The sequence below is a fragment of the Pseudomonas vancouverensis genome (assembly GCF_004348895.1).
Lineage (GTDB): Bacteria > Pseudomonadota > Gammaproteobacteria > Pseudomonadales > Pseudomonadaceae > Aquipseudomonas > Aquipseudomonas vancouverensis.
Map to the genome: position 1 here is coordinate 416,419 of NZ_RRZK01000032.1, position 18,651 is coordinate 435,069.

An 18,651-nucleotide genomic window follows, 5' to 3' on the forward strand; every position below is an offset into this window, starting at 1 on the left:
GTTAAAGCTCGAACTCCGCGCTGAAGTACATCAGTTGGCGGCTGTCGTAATGGTTGTCGGCAAAGGTGCTCGGTTGATTGTCCAGGCGTTGTTGGAGCACACCGGCCAGTTCGACACTGGCCTTGCCCAGGCGGATGCGTTTGGCCAGACGGGCATCGACCCTTTCAAAGCGGTAGCCGTTGAGCGCGTCGTCCCCATAGTAGAAGAGGGCACTGTTCAAGTCCTGGCCCCAGTCTCGCAACCATCCCGCGGAGCCGCTGTTGCGGGCAGTCTGCCTGGCGTCCAGTGGATTACTCGCCTCGGCGTCGACGTAGGCGTAGGTGAGGCGCAGTCGATCGAGGCTGCTAACCCGCCAGTCGAGTTGAGTTTCGGCCCCGGAGAACCGTGCCGAATTCGAATTGCTGGCGATGTACTGATTGTTGCGCAGCGGCTCACTGATCATGTCGCTGATGTCGTCATGGAACAGCTTGACGTCGAGCGCCAGTCCCTGGCCGGCAAAGTAACCGTTGTAGCCGAGTTCCCGGGAGCGCATGTGCTCCTGATCAAGATCACCCGGTCCGCGGGTCCTGACGAAGTATCGGGCGCGGCTCTGACCGAAAGCTCCAGGCTTGAGATTGCTCACCTGGTAGCTCCAGTTGACGTTGTTTTCGAACATGTCCGGCGAACGGATCGCCTCGGAGTACACCGCACGCAATCCGTGGCGCGGATTGATCAGGTAATTGACCGCCACCCGCGGCGTCAGTGAGCTGCCAATCAGTTGCGTGTCTTCGAAACTGGCGCCGCCCTGCAGCAACCAGTGTTCGCTGGCGCGCCATTCCAATTGTCCGAACGCCCGCCACGTGGTGTCGTCGAGGGTGCCATTGAAGTAGGTCTGGGAGTCTGCCCGGTCGTAACGGTAGTTCATGCCGCTGACCAGGCGCAGGCTGTCGGACAGGCTCAGGGTGTCCTGCAGTTCGAGGTCGTAGCGTGATTCGCGGGCGCTCTGGTCGATGTCGCCGCAGACAGTCCGGCTGGCGCCGCTGCGCCATTGCGTCAGCGCCTGATTGGCCAGTGCCTGTTCGGCGGCAGTCCCCGGTGGGGCACCGGTGCCGGTGAAACGGGTGATGTTGCGGGCCAGTCGCTCGGTGTAGTTGGGGTTCAGTTGCCAGAGTTCGGTCAGTTGAGGGCTGAACGACAGCTCGGCATCGCAGGCGCGCCAGGTTTGCTGGCGATCCCAGTGCTGCGCCGAGCCCTGGACATAGAAGCTGTGGTCGGGATCGATGTCCAGGGTCCAGCGCAAAGAGCCGGCGTAATCCTTGGCGGTGACGTCGGAGTTGTTGCCTGCGCCGGTGATCCCGGAGAACACCGGTTGGTAGGTGTAGGGGCGCTGATTGGTGCCGTCCTTGGCGTCCAGTTGCCAGTCGAGGCTTTGCCGCTCATCGAGGCTGTGGCTGACGGCGAGGTTGAAGCGGTTCAGGCGGCGGCTGTCACGGTAGTCTGCACCGTTGCGATCGATATCAAAGCCATCGTCCTGCTGACCGGACAGGGACAGGCGCAGTTCACCGTTGTCCCAGCCTACGCCCTGACTGGCATAGAAATCATTGATGCCACGCTCGCCGTGGGTGACCTTCAAGCGGGTGCCCTGGCTGTCGGCCGGGCGCCGGGTGATGATATTGATGACCGCCATCAACGCATTCGCGCCGTAACTGACGGTGTTTGGGCCACGAAACACTTCAATGCGCTCGATGTCTTCGATGGCCACCGGAATATCACTCCAGTCCACCGTGGCCAGGCCCGCGCGATACACCGAGCGGCCGTCGATCAGCACTTGCATGCGCCGCGCTCCGGTCGCGTTGGTGCCGTGATAGTTGACCGCCGCCTGATTGCCGTTGATGTGGCCGACCATCATGCCGGGCACCAGTCGTAGCAGCTCGCTGATGTCCCGTGCGCCTGTGGCGTTGATCAAGGTGTTGTCGAGCACGGTCATGCTGCCCGGTACGGCGGCGGGTGATTGTTTCAGGCGCGTGGCCGTCAGCACCTGGGGCAAGGGCTCAGTGTCGAGGAACAGGTCGTCGGCCAACAGCGGCGAACTGATCATCAGCGCCAATACCAGTGGCGAGCGTGGAGAAGCAGAGCCCGGAGACACAACGCGTCCTTGTCAACGTTCGATGTCGCGCATGTTAACCGAGGCGGATGACTTTTCCAGTCACGATGCCAGCATTTTCCCGGTCTTTATGCGGCTACTTGCGACAGGTGTCGCTAATTGATGCCGGGGCTGGTCGTCAATGGACTGCCCCGTATAATGCCAACATCGCCACTGGTATGGATTAACGGATTGCATATGACTGAACAGCGCCCAATTGCGGTCCTGGGAGGCGGAAGTTTTGGTACCGCCGTGGCTAACTTATTGGCAGAAAACGGGCATCAGGTGTTGCAGTGGATGCGCGACCCGGAGCAGGCCGAGGCTATTCGGGTTAATCGCGAAAACCCGCGCTACCTCAAGGGCATCAAGATCCTGCCCGCCGTGACCGCCGTGACCGATCTGCAAGCGACGCTGGATGCCTGCGACCTGTGCTTCGTTGCGCTGCCGTCCAGCGCCCTGCGTTCGGTGCTGATGCCCCATGCCGAACGGCTGAGCGGCAAGATGCTGGTGAGCCTGACCAAAGGCATCGAGGCGCAGACCTTCAAGCTGATGAGCGAAATCCTCGAGGAAATCGCTCCGCAAGCACGAATCGGCGTTATATCCGGGCCGAACCTGGCCCGTGAAATCGCGGAACACGCCTTGACTGCCACGGTGGTGGCCAGCGAAGACGAAGCGCTGTGCCAGCACGTCCAGGCAGCGCTGCACGGCCGGACTTTCCGTGTCTACGCCAGTGCCGACCGTTTCGGTGTGGAGCTGGGTGGCGCGCTGAAAAACGTCTACGCGATCATCGCCGGCATGGCGGTGGCGCTGGGCATGGGCGAAAACACCAAAAGCATGCTGATCACCCGGGCGTTGGCGGAAATGACCCGCTTTGCGGTGAACCAGGGCGCCAACCCGATGACATTCCTCGGCCTGGCCGGTGTCGGTGACCTGATCGTGACCTGCTCCTCGCCCAAAAGCCGCAACTATCAGGTGGGGTTCGCCCTCGGCCAGGGCTTGAGCCTGGAGGACGCGGTCACGCGCCTGGGCGAAGTCGCTGAAGGGGTCAATACCCTGAAGGTGCTCAAGGCCAAGGCGCAGGAAGTGGGTGTGTACATGCCGCTGGTCGCCGGGCTGCACGCGATCCTGTTCGAAGGGCGCACCTTGGAGCAGGTCATCGGTCTGTTAATGCGTGGTGAGCCGAAAACCGACGTCGACTTTATTTCTACCAGTGGTTTCAACTGACCACACTTGCAAGGGCAGGGAGTTGCACATGAACGAACCGAAAGTGGAAGCCAAATACGAATCCATCCTGCTGCGCGTGTTGTGGATGCTGATCTTTGTCGTGGTCTGGCAGGTGGCGCAGTTCATCCTCGGCGCTGTCGTGCTGGTGCAGTTGATCTATCGTTTGATCTATGGCGCGCCGAGCGCCAGCCTGATGAACTTTGGCGACAGCCTGAGTCAGTTCCTGGCTCAGATCGGCCGGTTCGGCACCTTTCACAGCGACCAGAAACCCTGGCCGTTCGCTGACTGGCCGACGCCCCGCACACCGGAAGGTGAAGCGCCGCATGCCGTGGCGCCGGCACCCCATCCGGCTCGAGATGAGGAACCCAAGCTATGAAACTCTGGGTATTGCGACATGGCGAGGCCGAGCCCTATGGCTCGCGCCCGGACTCCGAGCGGGCCTTGACTGACCACGGTCGCAAGGAAGTGCTCAGTAGCGCCGCGCGCCTGATGGGCCAGCCATTGACGGCGATCTACGCAAGTCCCTACCTGCGGGCGCAGCAAACCGCACAAGTGGTGCGTGAAGCGCTGGGTTTCGAGCCGGAGATCCGTACCGTTGATTGGCTGAAGCCGGATACCGATCCGGACAAGGTCGCCGAGCAACTGGTGTCGGTGAGCGATGTGCTGCTGGTCAGCCATAACCCGCTGGTGGGCAATCTGCTGAGCTATCTGCAACACGGTGCCGGCTACCCGCCGGAAAAGGTCAGCACCGCGGGCCTGGCCGAGATCAAGGGTGATGAACTGATGGTCGGCTCGATGACCCTCGACAGCATCAAGCATCCCTGACGTTCTGCATCGATCCTTGTGGGAGCGAGCTTGCTCGCGATAGCGATTTTCCAGGCGACATCCAATTTGAATGTCAGCCCACATCGCGAGCTGACTCACATCCCACCGATGTAGAAAAATTCTGTAAGAAAAATTCAACCAAGCACTTGCTTGGTTGGCTACGCTTGCTCCAGACCAAAAACACAGGAGCGAGTCGCATGTCTGCTGCTTTTCGTTTGCCGCTGGACGTTTTCTACGAGCGTGAGGCCCGTCATCCCCGCCAGCGCTTCATGGTCCAGCCGGTCGGAGGTGGCCAGGTCGAAACCCTGACCTGGGCAGACGTCGGTCATCAAGCCCGTTGTGCCGCCCATTGGTTGCGCGCGCGGGAACTGCCGTCAGGCAGCCACATCGCCCTGATCTCGAAAAACTGCGCGCACTGGATCATTGCCGACCTGGCGATTTGGATGGCCGGGCATGTTTCGGTGCCGCTATACCCCAATCTCACCGCCGAGTCGGTTGCCCAGGTGCTCGAACATTCCGAGGCGGCCCTGGCGTTCATTGGCAAACTCGACGATTGGCCAGGCATGTCCCGTGGCGTCAGTCGCGATTTACCGACCATCAGCCTGCCGCTGCATCCACCGGGTGACTTTGCTTTCAGCTGGGCCGATCTGCAACGCAGCTCGCCCATCCAGGATGATCCGAAACCCGCCGCCGATCAGTTGGCCACCATCATCTATACCTCCGGCACCACCGGCATGCCCAAAGGCGTGATGCACAGCTTCGGCAATCTGGGTTTCGCCACCACCCGCGGTACGTCGTTGTTCGGCCTCAACGAGTCGGATCGCTTGTTGTCCTACTTGCCCCTGTGTCACGTTGCTGAGCGGATGTTCGTCGAACTGGCGTCGATCTATACCGGCCAGACGGTGTTTTTTGCAGAGAGCCTCGATACCTTCCTGACCGATCTGCAGCGCGCCCGTCCGACCGCGATGTTTGGCGTGCCGCGCATCTGGACCAAGTTCCAGATGGGCGTGTACAGCAAGATTCCGGCAAAACGCCTGGATTTCCTCCTCGGGCTGCCGATCATCGGCAAGCGGGTCGGACACAAGGTGTTGGTCGGCCTCGGCCTGGATGCCTTGCGCATTGCGCTGTCGGGCGCCGCGCCTGTGCCGCAGACCTTGCTGCTGTGGTACCGCAAGCTCGGGCTGGATGTGCTGGAGGTCTACGGCATGACCGAAAGCTGCGGTTATTCGCACATCTGTATGCCAGGCCAGAACAAGCAGGGCTGGATTGGCAAGCCGTGTCCGGAAGTCGAAGTGCGCATCGCCGAGACAGGGGAAGTCCTGGTACGCAGCGGCGCGACCATGCTCGGCTATTTCAAGGAACCGGAAAAAACCGCCGAGACCATTACCGAGGACGGTTTCCTGCGCACCGGCGACAAGGGCGAAGAAGATGCCGAAGGTAACCTGCGCCTGACCGGGCGCCTGAAGGAGATCTTCAAGACCAGCAAAGGCAAATACGTCGCGCCGGCACCGATTGAAAACCGTCTGGCGGTGCATTCGCGGATTGAGCAGGTCTGTGTCGTTGGTGATGGATTGAGTGCGCCGCTTGGCCTGTGCGTGTTGTCCGTGGCCGGCCAACAGGATGCGCAAGGCACGGCACGGGCCGGTCTGCATTCGAGCCTGGAAAAACTCCTGGAGGAGGTCAACGGCGCCCTCGACAAGCATGAGCGCCTGCGACGCCTGGTGGTGGTCAAGGACAACTGGGCGGTGGAAAACGGCTTCCTCACGCCAACCCTGAAGATCAAGCGCAACGTGATCGAAGCGGCCTACGGCACGCGCTTTGAAGAATGGAGCGAGCGCAGCGAAGCCGTGCTGTGGCAGGATTGAAGAACGAACAACTCCAACAAGGAAACCTGCGATGAGCCTGTGGCGCACGACCCCGAACATCGAGCAGTTGAACGCGATCCAGAAAAATACCATCGGCGAAGTACTGGATATCCGCTTCGAGTCCTTCGACGAAGAATCGCTGACCGCGAGTATGGTCATCGATCATCGCACCCATCAGCCCTATGGCTTGCTGCATGGCGGCGCGTCTGTAGTGCTGGCCGAGTCGGTCGGTTCCATGGCCAGTTACCTGTGCATCGACGCCAGCAAGTTCTATTGCGTGGGCCTGGAGATCAACGCCAACCACCTGCGCGGCTTACGCAGCGGTCGAGTGACAGCCGTGGCCAAGCCGATCCACATTGGCCGCACCACCCATGTGTGGGACATTCGCCTGACCAGCGATGAAGGCAAAGCCAGTTGTGTGTCGCGCCTGACCATGGCCGTGGTGCCTCTGGGTGAAAATCCTCCGGCCCGTTGATGACCCATCATGGTTTTGACCGGACTGTCATCATTCCTGTCAGTTACGGTCATTGCTGAGAAACATTGTCTTACAGGACAATCAACACCTGTTTCTCGCTCATGGACTTGCAGGTTATGTCGCAACAGATCTTCTTCGCCCACGCCAACGGGTTTCCTTCGGGCACCTATGGCAAGTTGTTTACGGCGCTGGCACCTGAATATCAGGTGACGCATCTGGAGCAGCACGCCCATGACCCGCGCTTCCCGGCGGACGACAACTGGTACAACCTGGTCGATGAACTGATCCATCACCTGCAGCAACAAGCGGAACCGGTGTGGGGTGTCGGGCATTCCTTCGGTGGCGTGCTGCACTTGCACGCCGCCTTGCGTTGCCCTGAGTTGTATCGCGGCGTGGTGATGCTTGACTCGCCGGTGCTGACCCGGGCCGATCAATGGGTGATCCGCGCGGCCAAGCGTTTCGGTTTCATCGACCGCCTGACCCCGGCAGGCCGTACCCTCGGGCGTCGCGAAGAGTTTGCCGACCTCGACAGTGCCCGCCGCTATTTCGCTGGCAAGACGCTGTTCCGCGGCTTTGACCCGGAATGTTTCGACGCTTACCTGCAACATGGCTTGCAGCAGGTCGGCGACAAGTTGCGTCTGCGCTTCGATCCGGCCACGGAAATCAGCATCTACCGTGGCGTGCCCCACACCAGCCCGGCCAGCACACGGCAGTTGAAAGTGCCGTTGGCGGTGGTGCGCGGGCAAAAGAGTCGGGTGGTCATGCGTCACCACGCCAGTTCGGTCGATCGCCTGCCATTCGGCGAAGCGCTGAGCATGCCCGGCGGTCATATGTTCCCTCTCGAGCGGCCGCTGGATACCGCCACCTTGCTCAAGGCCGTGTTCAGTCGCTGGAGCGGTCAACAGCAACAGGATTGTGCATGAATCATGTCGTCGAAGAAGTTCGCCTGAGCCTGCCGCACATCGAACTGGCGGCCCATCTGTTCGGGCCTGAAGACGGTCTGCCGGTGATTGCCTTGCACGGTTGGCTGGACAACGCCAACAGCTTCGCGCGGCTGGCGCCGAAGCTCAAAGGCTTGCGCATCATTGCCCTGGACATGGCCGGGCACGGTCATTCCGGCCACCGCCCGGCGGGTGCCGGCTATGCCATGTGGGACTACGCCCACGACGTGCTGCAAGTGGCCGAGCAGCTCGGGCTGAAGCGATTTGCCCTGCTGGGCCACTCGATGGGCGCGATTGCGTCGATGATCATTGCCGGCTCCATGCCTGAGCGCGTGACCCACCTGGCCTTGATCGATGGCGTCATACCGCCGACCGACAAAGGCGAAAACGCCGCCGAGCGCATGGGCATGGCCCTGCAGGCGCAACTGGACCTGCGTGAGAAGCGCAAACCGGTTTACGAGACCCTCGAGCGCGCCGTCGAGGCGCGCATGAAAGGCCTGGTGGCGGTCAGTCGCGAAGCTGCGCAACTGCTGGCCCAGCGCGGTCTGATGCCGGTGCCGGGCGGCTACACCTGGCGCACCGACAATCGCCTCACGCTGCCATCGCCCCTGCGCCTGACCACCGAGCAAGCCATGGCGTTCGCCCTGCGACTCAAGTGTCCGGCAAAGCTGGTGGTCGCTGCCGAAGGCATGCTCGCCAAACACCCGGAGCTGCTGGAGCGTCTACCCTTCAGCCATGAACAGCTGCCAGGCGGTCATCATTTGCACCTGAATGACGAGTCCGGTGCGGATCTTGTCGCAGACTGTTTCAATCGGTTCTTCGCCATTCCTTGACTTGCGCCGGTCAACTGTCGAGGCTGGGCGGGTTGAAATGGGAGACAACCATGATGGATCTGAACACTGCCGCGACCCCGAATGGCCACAAGGTCTCTATCGAGCTCGAAGAACCCGGCCTGCCTGCCTTGGGTTTGCAACAAAAGGAATCGAAGCCGGTTGGCTTCACCAAGATCATTCAGGCTCTGTGTATCCGATGAGCCTGCCCAAACATTCAATCCGTCTGCTGGCACTGTGCAGTTTCAGTCCCTTGGTGTTCGCTGCCGATCTTCCCGGCAGTCAGGACCTGCCCATCGTGCCGCGCATGACCGACGCCCAGATCGTCGACTATCGCCCTTCGGTCGAGCTGGAACGAATCTATCCAATGGGCTCCATCCGCAAGATCAGCGGGCAGCTGCGCTTCGACGGTCAGGTCAGCGCACGCGGTAACGTGACGTCGGTGACCTATGAGTTGCCACCGGAACATTCCTCCACCGAAGCCTTTACCGCTGCCCGCGAGGCTCTGCAAAAGCAGGGCGCCGGCCTGCTGTTCTGGTGTCAGGCCCGCGATTGCGGCGAGAGCAGCCTCTGGGCCAATGAGGTCTTCGGCAACGCCAAGCTGTATGGCGCCGACGATCAACAAGCCTACCTGCTGTTGCGCCTGGCCCCTCCGCAAGACAACACGCTGGTGGCGCTGTACAGCATCACCCGCGGCAACCGCAAAGCCTACCTGCATGTCGAACAGTTCAACGCCGCAGCCCCCCTGGGTGATCTGCAGCCGACCTCCGCCACCTTGCTGCGTGAACTGAAAAGCACCGGCGAACTCAACTTCCCCGCATTGACCAGCGCACCGGATGAAACCTGGTTGCGCCTGATTTCCCGTGGGCTGAACCTGGACGCGACCCTGCGGGTCAGTGTTTCCGGGACCCATGCCGAGGCCTGGCGCCAGGCCTTGATCGATCAGGGCGTACGTGCCGCGCGGATGGAAACCGGCAGCGTGGAAGGCTCTGGCCTGCACATCGAGCTATTGCGGTAGGCTGTACCGGGTGAACGTGCCTGACACGTTCGCCTACTCTTTTGCTGAAGAACCTTTTCGAGATTGCAGATGATCAACAACGATCGCCTATTGGTGCAGATTCTGCTCGTGGTGCTGTTCGGCGCGAGCCTTTGGGTGATGGCGCCGTTCTGGTCGGCATTGTTCTGGGGAGCGGTACTGGCTTTCGCCAGTTGGCCGCTGATGCGCCTGCTGACACGCTGGCTCAACGGTCGTGAATCCCTGGCGGCAGCCTTGCTGACCATGGGCTGGATGGTGCTGGTTGCCGCGCCATTGGTGTGGCTGGGGTTGAACCTGGCCGATCATGTACGCGACGCCACGGCCTTCATCAAGGATGTGCAGGTCGACGGCTTGCCGGAAGCGCCGGCCTGGCTGGGCACCATTCCCCTGGTCGGCGAACGCCTGGTCGGGATCTGGAACAGCATCGACCAACAAGGCGCGGCCTTGATGCTGGCGGCCAAACCCTATTTCGGGCAGGTCGGCAACTGGCTGCTGGCGCGCAGCGCGCAGATCGGCGGTGGCATTCTCGAGCTGACGCTGAGTATCGTCTTCGTGTTCTTTTTCTATCGTGACGGGCCACGCCTGGCGGCCTTCGTCCATGCCTTGCTCGAACGCCTGATCGGTCACCGCGCCGGTTATTACATCGAGCTGGTGGCGGGTACGGTACAGCGGGTGGTGAACGGCGTGATCGGTACCGCAGCGGCTCAGGCAATCCTGGCGCTGATCGGCTTCCTGATCGCCGGAATCCCCGGGGCGCTGGTGCTCGGTATCGTGACCTTCCTGCTCAGCCTGATTCCCATGGGCCCACCCTTGGTATGGATTCCCGCCACGGCCTGGCTGGCGTGGAAAGGCGATTATGGCATGGCGATTTTCCTCGGCGTCTGGGGCACGTTCATCATCAGCGGCGTCGATAACGTGCTCAAACCTTACCTCATCAGTCGCGGCGGCAACCTGCCGTTGGTGATCGTGTTGCTCGGGGTGTTCGGTGGCTTGATCGCTTTCGGCTTCATCGGCCTGTTCATCGGTCCGACCTTGCTGGCGGTGGCTTACAGCTTGCTGACCGACTGGAGCAAGACTCAGGCGCGGGTCGAAGAACGACGGCCGTGAATGAGAGGGCGGGGAAGCGCAAGTCTCCCCGCTGTTGGCGTCCTTGATGTCTTTTCAGGAACGGGGGAAGCAGATAACCGCCGTCAGTCCGCCTCCAGGGGTTTCTTCCAGGGTCAGTTGCCCGCCCATGCGTTGCGCGGCTTCTCGGGCGATGGTCATGCCCAGGCCGACGCCGCCGGAGTTGCGGTTGCGTGAGCCTTCAAGGCGAAAGAAGGGTTCGAACACCGCTTCGCGCTGATCCGCGGCGATACCTGGCCCGCGATCGATCACCCGGATGATCAGGCGTTCACGATGGTCCTCGAGGGTAATCAGCGCCTGTCCGGCATAACGCAGGGCATTGTCCATCAGGTTGTTGAGGCAGGAACGCAAGGCCATTGGCTGTACCGGCAGCGGCGCGCAGTGACCGCTGGCCTCTACGTTGGCGCCCTGATCCTGGGCGTTCTCGATCAGGGACTCGACCAGGGCCTGCACATCCATCAACTGCAGGGCTTCACTGGTGCGTTGTTCGTGCAGGTAGGTAAGGGTGGCATCGAGCATACTGATCATGTCATCCAGATCCTGGCGCATCTGGCCCTGCAGTTTCTCGTCGTCGATTTTTTCCAGGCGCAGTTTGAGCCGCGACAGTGGTGTGCGCAGGTCATGGGACACCGCACCGAGCATGCGCGAACGCTGCTTCACCTGCTCGACAATGCGCTGCTGCATCTTGTTGAAGGTGTGCGCCGCTTGCCGCGCTTCCCGAGGTCCGGTTTCTTCCAGGGGAGGACTGTCGAGGTTTTCGCTCAGGCGCTCGGCGGCGTCACTCAGGCGCTGAATCGGCCGACTGAGCAGTTTTGCGCCGTACCAGGCGGCAATGATCAATGAGATCAATTGAAAGGTCAGCGGCACCAGCGGGCCGCCAAACCATGGCCGTGGCCGCTTTTCGAAGCGCGGCTCCATCGGCGGGCGGACGCCGTTCATGTCTTCGGAAAAGGCCGGCGGTGGTGGCGGAGGAGGTGGGCCGTAATGGTGAAACCAGGCAAAGGCCAGCAGATGCGCCAGGACAATCGCCAGTAACAACACGCCAAACAGGCGGCCGAACAGCGTATCGAAGCGCCCGCGCATCAGCCGATGTCTCGGGCATCAAACAGGTAACCTTCACCGCGCACGGTCTTGATCAACTGGGGAGCCTTGGGATCGTCGCCGAGCTTCTGGCGCAAACGCGACACCAGCAGGTCGATGCTGCGATCAAAGGCCTCGATCGAACGGCCTCGAGCGGCGTCCAGCAGTTGTTCACGGCTGAGCACTCGGCGCGGGCGTTCGATGAATACCCAGAGCAGGCGGAACTCGGCGTTGGACAGCGGCACCACCAGGCCATCGTCGGCGATCAATTGGCGCAACACGCTGTTCAGGCGCCAGTTGTCGAAACGAATGTTCGCCCGTTGTTCGGTGCGGTCATCGCGGACCCGGCGCAGGATTGTCTGAATCCGGGCGACCAGCTCTCGTGGTTCGAACGGCTTGGCCATGTAGTCATCAGCACCCAGCTCCAGACCGATGATGCGGTCGGTGGGTTCGCAACGGGCGGTGAGCATCAGGATCGGAATGTCCGACTCGGCGCGCAGCCAACGGCATAACGACAGACCGTCTTCGCCGGGCAGCATCAGGTCGAGCACCACCACGTCGAAATGTTCCGCTTGCATGGCCTGGCGCATGGCGGCGCCATCGGTGACACCGCTGGCGTGAATGTTGAACCGGGCCAGGTAATCGATCATCAACTCGCGAATCGGCACGTCATCGTCAACGATCAGCGCGCGGATGCTCCAGCGCTTGTCGTCGCCAGGCACTTTTTGATCGTCGTTCACGGGAGTTTGATTGTTCTGCATACGTGCATTCATCTGCCAGGTAGGCTGCCAACCACAAAGATGGGCTGCGAGGTTGTGGTTCCAGCATAGGCGTCCGGCCCTGAGGCGGGAAGTGCTGTGTAAGGACGTGTTGCGGCTTTCGAGGGTAGCGGTCGAGGGTGTTGTGGGCGTGTCGGGTATGTATCGAACTCGACACAATAGCCCAGAAGGCTAGTATTGCCTGAGCCAACTCGACGATTTACCGATCATCGGGTCCCGCAGCGGCGCTGGTTCCGCTACAATGCGCGCCGATTTCGACTTGCCTGAGAGCCCACTCATGTCCGCCTGCCAGACTCCTATCATCGTCGCCCTGGATTTCCCTACCCGTGACGCCGCACTGAAGCTGGCCGATCAACTGGACCCGAAACTGTGCCGGGTCAAAGTCGGGAAAGAACTGTTCACCAGCTGCGCTTCGGAAATCGTCGGCACCCTGCGCGACAAGGGTTTCGAAGTGTTCCTGGATCTCAAGTTCCACGACATCCCCAACACCACCGCCATGGCCGTCAAGGCCGCTGCGGAAATGGGCGTGTGGATGGTCAACGTGCATTGCTCCGGTGGCCTGCGCATGATGGCCGCGTGCCGTGAAGTGCTTGATCAGCGCTCCGGGCCGAAGCCGCTGCTGATTGGTGTGACCGTGCTGACCAGCATGGAGCGCGAAGACCTCGCCGGTATCGGTCTGGACATCGAGCCACAGGAGCAGGTATTGCGTCTGGCGGCTCTGGCAGAAAAAGCCGGGATGGATGGTTTGGTGTGCTCCGCGCTGGAAGCCCAGGCCCTGAAGTCTGCGCACCCGTCGCTGCAACTGGTGACCCCGGGGATTCGCCCGGCCGGTAGCGCCCAGGACGATCAGCGCCGCATCCTGACGCCGCGCCAGGCGCTGGATGCCGGTTCCGATTACCTGGTGATCGGCCGACCGATCAGCCAGGCGGCTGAGCCGGCAAAAGCGTTGGCGGCGGTGGTTGCAGAACTGGCCTAAACACCACGGAACCTGTGGGAGCGAGCAAGCTCGCTCCCACAGAGAATGGTTGTTTTACTCAAGTATCGGGTTAAACCTTCAACACCAATTTCCCGAAGTTCTCCCCGCTGAACAATTTCATCAGCGTCTCCGGGAAGGTTTCCAGTCCTTCGACGATGTCTTCCTTGCTCTTGAGTTGGCCTTTCATCATCCAGCCGGCCATTTCCTGCCCGGCCGCGGCGAACTGCGCGGCGTAGTCCATCACCACAAAACCTTCCATGCGTGCGCGGTTGACCAGCAGCGCCAGGTAATTGGCCGGGCCCTTGACCGCTTCCTTGTTGTTGTACTGGCTGATGGCCCCGCAGATGACCACGCGTGCCTTCATGTTCAGACGGCTCAACACGGCGTCGAGAATGTCGCCGCCGACGTTATCGAAATACACGTCGACGCCTTTCGGGCACTCGCGTTTGAGACCGGCGATGACGTCTTCGTTCTTGTAGTCGATGGCACCATCGAAACCCAGCTCGTCGATCAGAAACTTGCATTTGTCGGCACCGCCGGCGATACCGACGACCCGGCAGCCCTTGAGCTTGGCAATTTGCCCGGCGATGCTGCCCACGGCCCCCGCCGCACCCGACAACACCACGGTTTCACCGGCCTTCGGCGCGCCCACGTCGAGCAGGGCGAAGTACGCGGTCATACCGGTCATGCCCAACGCGGACAAGTAAACCGGCAGGGGGGCCAGTTTCGGGTCGACCTTGTAGAAACCCCGAGGCTCGCCGAGGAAGTAGTCCTGTACGCCCAAGGCACCATTGACGTAATCGCCGACGGCAAAGCCCGGATGGTTCGAGGCGATGACTTTGCCTACACCCAATGCACGCATGACTTCGCCCAGACCTACCGGAGGAATGTAGGACTTGCCCTCGTTCATCCAGCCACGCATGGCCGGGTCCAGGGACAGGTATTCGTTCTTGACCAGAATCTGATTCGCCGCCGGCTCGCCGACCGGTACTTCCTGATAAGTGAAGGTCTCACGGGTCGCCGGGCCTACCGGACGTTTGGCGAGCAGGAATTGGCGGTTGGTCTGGTTGGTCATGGCTGGCACTCAGAATGGATGGAGCTTTGTTGATAGCCCCTCGGCGTCGATGGCGCAAGCCCGGCTGATGTGGCGAATGCACACTGATCCAGTGTAATGATGATCATCCGGGTGGTTTCATCACTGACACTCATGGGCACTCAACCGGCCTTCTGATAGTGCTGCCGTGCTCAAGGTGGCTGTGGCTAGACTGGACGTACGCAATCCCCCGCATACATCTCTTCGAGGACATAACAATGAGCATGACGTTTTCCGGCCAAGTGGCAGTGGTGACAGGCGCAGCGGCCGGTATCGGTCGCGCGACCGCCCAGGCGTTCGCTGCCGAAGGTCTGAAAGTGGTGGTGGCCGACATGGACGCGGCGGGCGGTGAGGGTACGGTGGCGCTGATTCGTACGGCCGGTGGCGAAGCGACCTTCGTACGTTGCAACGTGACCGAGGAAAGCGACGTAAAAAACCTGATGGACGAAGTGATCAATACCTACGGTCGCCTCGACTATGCCTTCAACAACGCCGGCATTGAAATCGAGAAGGGCAGGCTGGCCGAGGGCACGGCCGATGAGTTCGACGCGATCATGGGCGTCAACGTCAAGGGCGTCTGGCTGTGCATGAAGTATCAGTTGCCATTGCTGCTGGCCCAAGGCGGTGGTGCGATCGTCAACACCGCATCGGTGGCCGGCCTCGGCGCGGCGCCGAAAATGAGCATCTACGCGGCCTCCAAGCACGCGGTGATCGGGCTGACCAAATCCGCCGCCATTGAATATGCGAAGAAGAAAATCCGCGTCAACGCGGTGTGCCCGGCCGTGATCGACACCGATATGTTCCGTCGTGCTTACGAGGCCGACCCGAAAAAAGGCGAGTTCGCCAACGCCATGCACCCGGTTGGTCGCATCGGCAAGGTCGAGGAAATTGCCAGCGCCGTGCTGTACCTGTGCAGCGATGGCGCAGCATTCACCACCGGGCACTCGCTGGCCGTGGATGGGGGCGTTACCGCGTTCTGATGTGCTTTGTTGTTCAGAAAGCCCGCACTTGTGCGGGCTTTTTTTGCGCCAGAGCATTTCAGCTCCGAATCGACCTTGAACGTTCTGAAAACGACGCCTGCGTAGCTTTTTGCCATTATTCCGGCGCCAACGTCTTGTGTTGCCAAAGGCCCGTTGCGAATCTGCGTTGACAGACTTTGGCAGGGGACTAAGTGCAATGATTTCGGCCATGCAAGGACGTTTTGCCAACCTCGGTATGGCGAAAAAACTGGGTATCGGGTTTGTCCTGGTGCTGTTGTTGACGGCGTTGGTGGCGGCCATCGGCGTCTGGTCTCTGCAAACCATCAGCCAGCGCTTTGATGGGCTCAAGCAGATGTCATCGTTGAACAGCGGTTTGCTCAAAGTGCGTTTGCTGGAGCAGGAGTACGCGCTGCACGGCAATCCGAAAACGGTTGATGCATTGCATGAAGGCGTTGACGGCCTTATCAAACTGGCCAACGAGCTCAAGGCAGCGTCCGCAGCCAACGTACCGGTGATGACCGACGTCGAGCAGTCCCTGGGTGCTTATCGCAAAGCCTTTGATGAGTTCGTCTCCCTCAGTCAGGCCAAGGATCTGGCGCTGGAAATGGCCAGTTGGTCAGTGTCCAGCGTGGCCAACAATCTCGATGTGCTGCAGGCCGGGTTGGCCGATGATGGCGCTTACACGTTGAAGACTTCCGAAGGCAAGGACGGCGCTCAGTTCATCGAGCAAGCCAGTCAGGTCAACCAGGTGTCGCGGTTGATGCTGCAAGCGATGAACGAAGCGCGTGTGCGCCTGGATCAGAGCCGCAAGGGTGACGACAGTGCGAGCCAGGGCAGGATCGAGCAGGCCAGCCAGGCGCTGACCCAGGCCGAACAGCTGAAAACCACGGTGAAGGACGAGGGCTACCAGACCGTACTCAACGAGGTGACGGGTCACATTGCCAGTTTCAGCGACAAACTGACCGAGTACACCGGTCTGCTGGCACAGGAAAAAACCGTCTATCAGCAATTGCATCAGCGTGCTGCGCAAGTGGTTGAACGGGTGGATCAGGCTTATGCCGCCGAAGACCAGTCGATGCAGGCCGAACTGGATAAGAATTCGCTGCTGATCATCGCGTCTTCCGCGCTGGCATTGGTGGTCGGACTGATCGCCGCGTGGCTGATTACCCGGTTGATCGTGGCACCCCTGCGTAGCGTGATCCATGTGGCGCAACGGATCGCTTCGGGGGATTTGAGTGCGACTGTCGAGGTCACTCGCCGCGACGAAATCGGTCAACTGATGCAGGCCATGCAGCAAATGGGCGCGGGACTGAGCCAAATTGTCAGCGGCTTGCAGTCGGGCATCGAACAACTGGCGAGTTCCGCACAATCGCTTTCAGCGGTGACCGAGCAAACCAATCTCGAAGTCAGCAGCCAGAAGGAAGAAACCGAGCAGGTCGCCACGGCGATGAACCAGATGACGGCCACTGTGCATGATGTCGCTCGAAACGCCGAAGAGGCCGCCCAGGCCGCGCAAACCGCCGACGGCAAGGTCGAAAATGGTCAGCAGGTGGTGCGCCAGAGCATGGCGCGGATCGAGCAATTGGCTGATTCGGCGACGAGCGCCAGCTCGAGCATCGAAAGCCTGAGTGCGGAAATCCAGAACATTGGCACCGTGTTGAGTGTGATCAAAAGTGTTGCCGAACAGACCAACCTGCTGGCGTTGAACGCAGCGATTGAAGCGGCACGGGCAGGCGAGCAGGGCAGGGGCTTTGCCGTTGTGGCCGATGAAGTCCGGGCGCTGGCCAAACGCACCCAGCAATCGACCGAAGAAATCGAGCGTCTGGTCAGTGCATTACGCTCGGCGGCCCAATCGTCGGTGCAGCAGATACAGAACAGTGGCGAATTGGTGAAACTGGCGGTCAGCGATGCATTGCAAACCGAGAGTGCCCTGGGGAGTATTGCGACGGCGGTGTCGTTGATCCAGCAGATGAATCAGCAGATTGCCGCAGCGGCCGAAGAGCAAAGCTCGGTGGCGGAGGAGATCAATCGTAGCGTCACCAGTATTCGCGCCAGTGCCGATCAGTCCTCGTTGGCCATGCAGGGCAATGCGGCTTCAAGTATTCAGCTGGCGCAGCTGGGCGTTGAGTTGAAGGGGATGGTCGGGCACTTCAGGCTCTGAAGAGCGATACCTTCAACGCAAAAAAAAGCCACCTCGCGGTGGCTTTTGTGTTTTTGCCGATCAGTCGTAGATGACTTTCTTCTTCCAGTCCGCATCGGCCTCGACATCCTTGAGGCCTTCGGTCAACTGGTTGACTTCGCCTTCTACCGGGGCAATCCGATCCATGACCTGATCGTTGGCGCGGGCCAGAAGTTTTTCCAGGTACTCCAGTTGCTCGGCGTAGATCTGCGGTTCCTGTTGCTTGCGCAAATACTGCACGCCGCGTTCGAAGGCCAGGCGCGCTTGCCCCGGCTGGTTCTGTTGCAGGGAATGCTGACCGAGGTTATTGAAGAACTCGATGTGCAGCAGCACCAGGATATGGCGGACCTCGCGCACCCAGCGCTTGGCTTCGTTGGCTTGCAGAAAGCCGTCGTGTGCGGCACGGGTGATCTGGCCGTGCAGGGCTTCGAGCAGGAAACGAACGTCCTTGGCCTTGGCTTCGGTCTGGATCGGTGCCGGCGGATTATTGACCGGGATCGATTCACCCTGAGCAATCAGGGCTTCCAGCTCGGTAATCCGGGCCTTGAGGTTGGCACTGGATTTTTCCAGGTTGAGCAAGCGCTGGCAGACGTTCAGTTCCAGGCGTGCCAACAGCAGCTTGAGTGCCGGCGTCATCAATTGGCCGGGAAAGGTCTCGGTGATCTCGCCACAGCGACGCAGGCGATCGTTGAGCTCAACCTTGGTGCGGGCCTTTTCCAGCTTATTGTTTTCCACCACATGGTTCATGTAGCCAATGGCGATCAACAAAGCGATCCCGGCTACGACGAGCAGGGTGATCATGAGTGGTGTCACCGGTAAGACCTCTTTATAGGGTTCGCGTGCGAGTTTAGTGGCTGGGCATATGAGCGCCTAGACTGGCACGACGGGATGAATCGGACATGCTTGTGGCTGTATCGGCCGTAGGCCTTCTTCTATAAATGATGGCACTCCACTCAGGGAATGCCATCACTGGGTGGACTATAGCGCCTTGGCGGGTGTCAGAATATAGGCGCCAATCAACGGACGGTCGAATAACTGCCATGGCGGTCAAAAGCAGGTCCAAGTCATTGATTTAAAAAAATTTAATACAGGGGGTTGACGACCTCTCAATCCATCCATAG

At 60.6% G+C, this 18,651-nt stretch carries 17 protein-coding genes and 2 pseudogenes; 14 read left to right on the plus strand and 5 right to left on the minus strand.

Going from position 1 to position 18,651, the window contains the following annotated elements; genetic code table 11:
• Position 1: 1 nt before the first annotated feature.
• A complete protein-coding gene (locus tag EIY72_RS26130) occupies positions 2–2,125 on the minus strand; it encodes a TonB-dependent receptor plug domain-containing protein (RefSeq protein WP_197678817.1) in 2,124 nt (707 codons plus the stop codon).
• Between the two features lie 195 nt (positions 2,126–2,320).
• On the opposite strand from EIY72_RS26130, the gene EIY72_RS26135 reads away from it, so the two are divergent.
• The 10 genes and pseudogenes from EIY72_RS26135 (at position 2,321) to EIY72_RS26180 (ending at position 10,425) form a co-directional block, all read left to right on the plus strand.
• Entirely contained in the window at positions 2,321–3,346 is a 1,026-nt protein-coding gene (locus EIY72_RS26135) for an NAD(P)H-dependent glycerol-3-phosphate dehydrogenase (RefSeq protein ID WP_093215460.1), read from the plus strand.
• 28 nt (positions 3,347–3,374) lie between these two features.
• Positions 3,375–3,722: a DUF4389 domain-containing protein gene (locus EIY72_RS26140; RefSeq protein WP_093215463.1), complete on the plus strand. Its 348-nt coding sequence runs from the start codon at positions 3,375–3,377 to the stop codon at positions 3,720–3,722.
• Entirely contained in the window at positions 3,719–4,171 is a 453-nt protein-coding gene (sixA, locus tag EIY72_RS26145; RefSeq protein WP_093215468.1) for a phosphohistidine phosphatase SixA, read from the plus strand. The genes EIY72_RS26140 and sixA overlap by 4 nt, the downstream gene beginning before the upstream one ends.
• A gap of 197 nt (positions 4,172–4,368) precedes the next feature.
• Positions 4,369–6,036 (plus strand): AMP-binding protein, encoded by a 1,668-nt coding sequence (locus EIY72_RS26150; RefSeq protein WP_093215475.1) that lies wholly within the window; start codon positions 4,369–4,371, stop codon positions 6,034–6,036.
• 31 nt (positions 6,037–6,067) lie between these two features.
• Positions 6,068–6,511 carry a hotdog fold thioesterase gene (locus EIY72_RS26155; protein ID WP_093215479.1) on the plus strand — a complete coding sequence of 148 codons (444 nt, stop codon included), beginning with the start codon at positions 6,068–6,070 and terminating at the stop codon, positions 6,509–6,511.
• Between the two features lie 116 nt (positions 6,512–6,627).
• Positions 6,628–7,434: an alpha/beta fold hydrolase gene (locus EIY72_RS26160; RefSeq protein WP_093215483.1), complete on the plus strand. Its 807-nt coding sequence runs from the start codon at positions 6,628–6,630 to the stop codon at positions 7,432–7,434.
• A complete protein-coding gene (locus EIY72_RS26165) occupies positions 7,431–8,285 on the plus strand; it encodes an alpha/beta hydrolase (RefSeq protein WP_093215486.1) in 855 nt (284 codons plus the stop codon). The genes EIY72_RS26160 and EIY72_RS26165 overlap by 4 nt, the downstream gene beginning before the upstream one ends.
• 50 nt (positions 8,286–8,335) lie before the next feature.
• A pseudogene (locus EIY72_RS30450) lies at positions 8,336–8,461 on the plus strand (thioredoxin domain-containing protein); the annotation flags it as partial.
• Positions 8,462–8,481: 20 nt separating this feature from the next.
• The gene (locus EIY72_RS26175; RefSeq protein WP_093215491.1) at positions 8,482–9,300 is read left to right on the plus strand and encodes a DUF4892 domain-containing protein; all 819 of its coding nucleotides are present in this window, start codon (positions 8,482–8,484) and stop codon (positions 9,298–9,300) included.
• Positions 9,301–9,369: 69 nt separating this feature from the next.
• Positions 9,370–10,425 (plus strand): AI-2E family transporter, encoded by a 1,056-nt coding sequence (locus EIY72_RS26180; RefSeq protein WP_093215496.1) that lies wholly within the window; start codon positions 9,370–9,372, stop codon positions 10,423–10,425.
• Positions 10,426–10,479: 54 nt separating this feature from the next.
• On the opposite strand, the gene EIY72_RS26185 is transcribed toward EIY72_RS26180, so the two are convergent.
• Both EIY72_RS26185 and EIY72_RS26190 read right to left on the minus strand, forming a co-directional pair.
• A complete protein-coding gene (locus tag EIY72_RS26185) occupies positions 10,480–11,526 on the minus strand; it encodes a sensor histidine kinase (RefSeq protein ID WP_093215501.1) in 1,047 nt (348 codons plus the stop codon).
• Positions 11,526–12,284, minus strand: a complete 759-nt coding sequence (locus EIY72_RS26190) for a response regulator (RefSeq protein ID WP_231985520.1) — start codon at positions 12,282–12,284, stop codon at positions 11,526–11,528. Before EIY72_RS26190 ends, EIY72_RS26185 begins: the two co-directional genes overlap by 1 nt.
• A gap of 295 nt (positions 12,285–12,579) precedes the next feature.
• Between EIY72_RS26190 and pyrF the strand changes: the two genes are divergently transcribed.
• Positions 12,580–13,278 (plus strand): orotidine-5'-phosphate decarboxylase, encoded by a 699-nt coding sequence (pyrF, locus tag EIY72_RS26195; RefSeq protein ID WP_162276435.1) that lies wholly within the window; start codon positions 12,580–12,582, stop codon positions 13,276–13,278.
• A 70-nt stretch (positions 13,279–13,348) separates the two neighbouring features.
• On the opposite strand, the gene EIY72_RS26200 is transcribed toward pyrF, so the two are convergent.
• The gene (locus EIY72_RS26200; protein WP_093215515.1) at positions 13,349–14,353 is read right to left on the minus strand and encodes an NADP-dependent oxidoreductase; all 1,005 of its coding nucleotides are present in this window, start codon (positions 14,351–14,353) and stop codon (positions 13,349–13,351) included.
• A 236-nt stretch (positions 14,354–14,589) separates the two neighbouring features.
• Here EIY72_RS26200 and EIY72_RS26205 point away from each other — a divergent pair, with 236 nt between their 5' ends.
• The 3 genes and pseudogenes from EIY72_RS26205 to EIY72_RS30460 all read left to right on the plus strand — a co-directional run bounded on the left by EIY72_RS26205 (position 14,590) and on the right by EIY72_RS30460 (position 17,512).
• Positions 14,590–15,351, plus strand: coding sequence for an SDR family oxidoreductase (locus EIY72_RS26205; protein WP_093215522.1), 762 nt, complete (start codon positions 14,590–14,592; stop codon positions 15,349–15,351).
• 1,075 nt (positions 15,352–16,426) lie between these two features.
• Positions 16,427–16,654: pseudogene (locus tag EIY72_RS30455) on the plus strand (HAMP domain-containing protein); the annotation flags it as partial.
• Complete coding sequence (locus EIY72_RS30460; RefSeq protein WP_371315382.1) at positions 16,649–17,512, plus strand: methyl-accepting chemotaxis protein; 864 nt, start codon at positions 16,649–16,651, stop codon at positions 17,510–17,512. The pseudogene EIY72_RS30455 and the gene EIY72_RS30460, both read left to right, overlap by 6 nt.
• Positions 17,513–17,572: 60 nt before the next feature.
• Here EIY72_RS30460 and EIY72_RS26215 read toward each other — a convergent pair whose 3' ends face one another.
• The gene (locus EIY72_RS26215; protein ID WP_093215539.1) at positions 17,573–18,331 is read right to left on the minus strand and encodes a hypothetical protein; all 759 of its coding nucleotides are present in this window, start codon (positions 18,329–18,331) and stop codon (positions 17,573–17,575) included.
• Between the last annotated feature and the right edge of the window lie 320 nt (positions 18,332–18,651).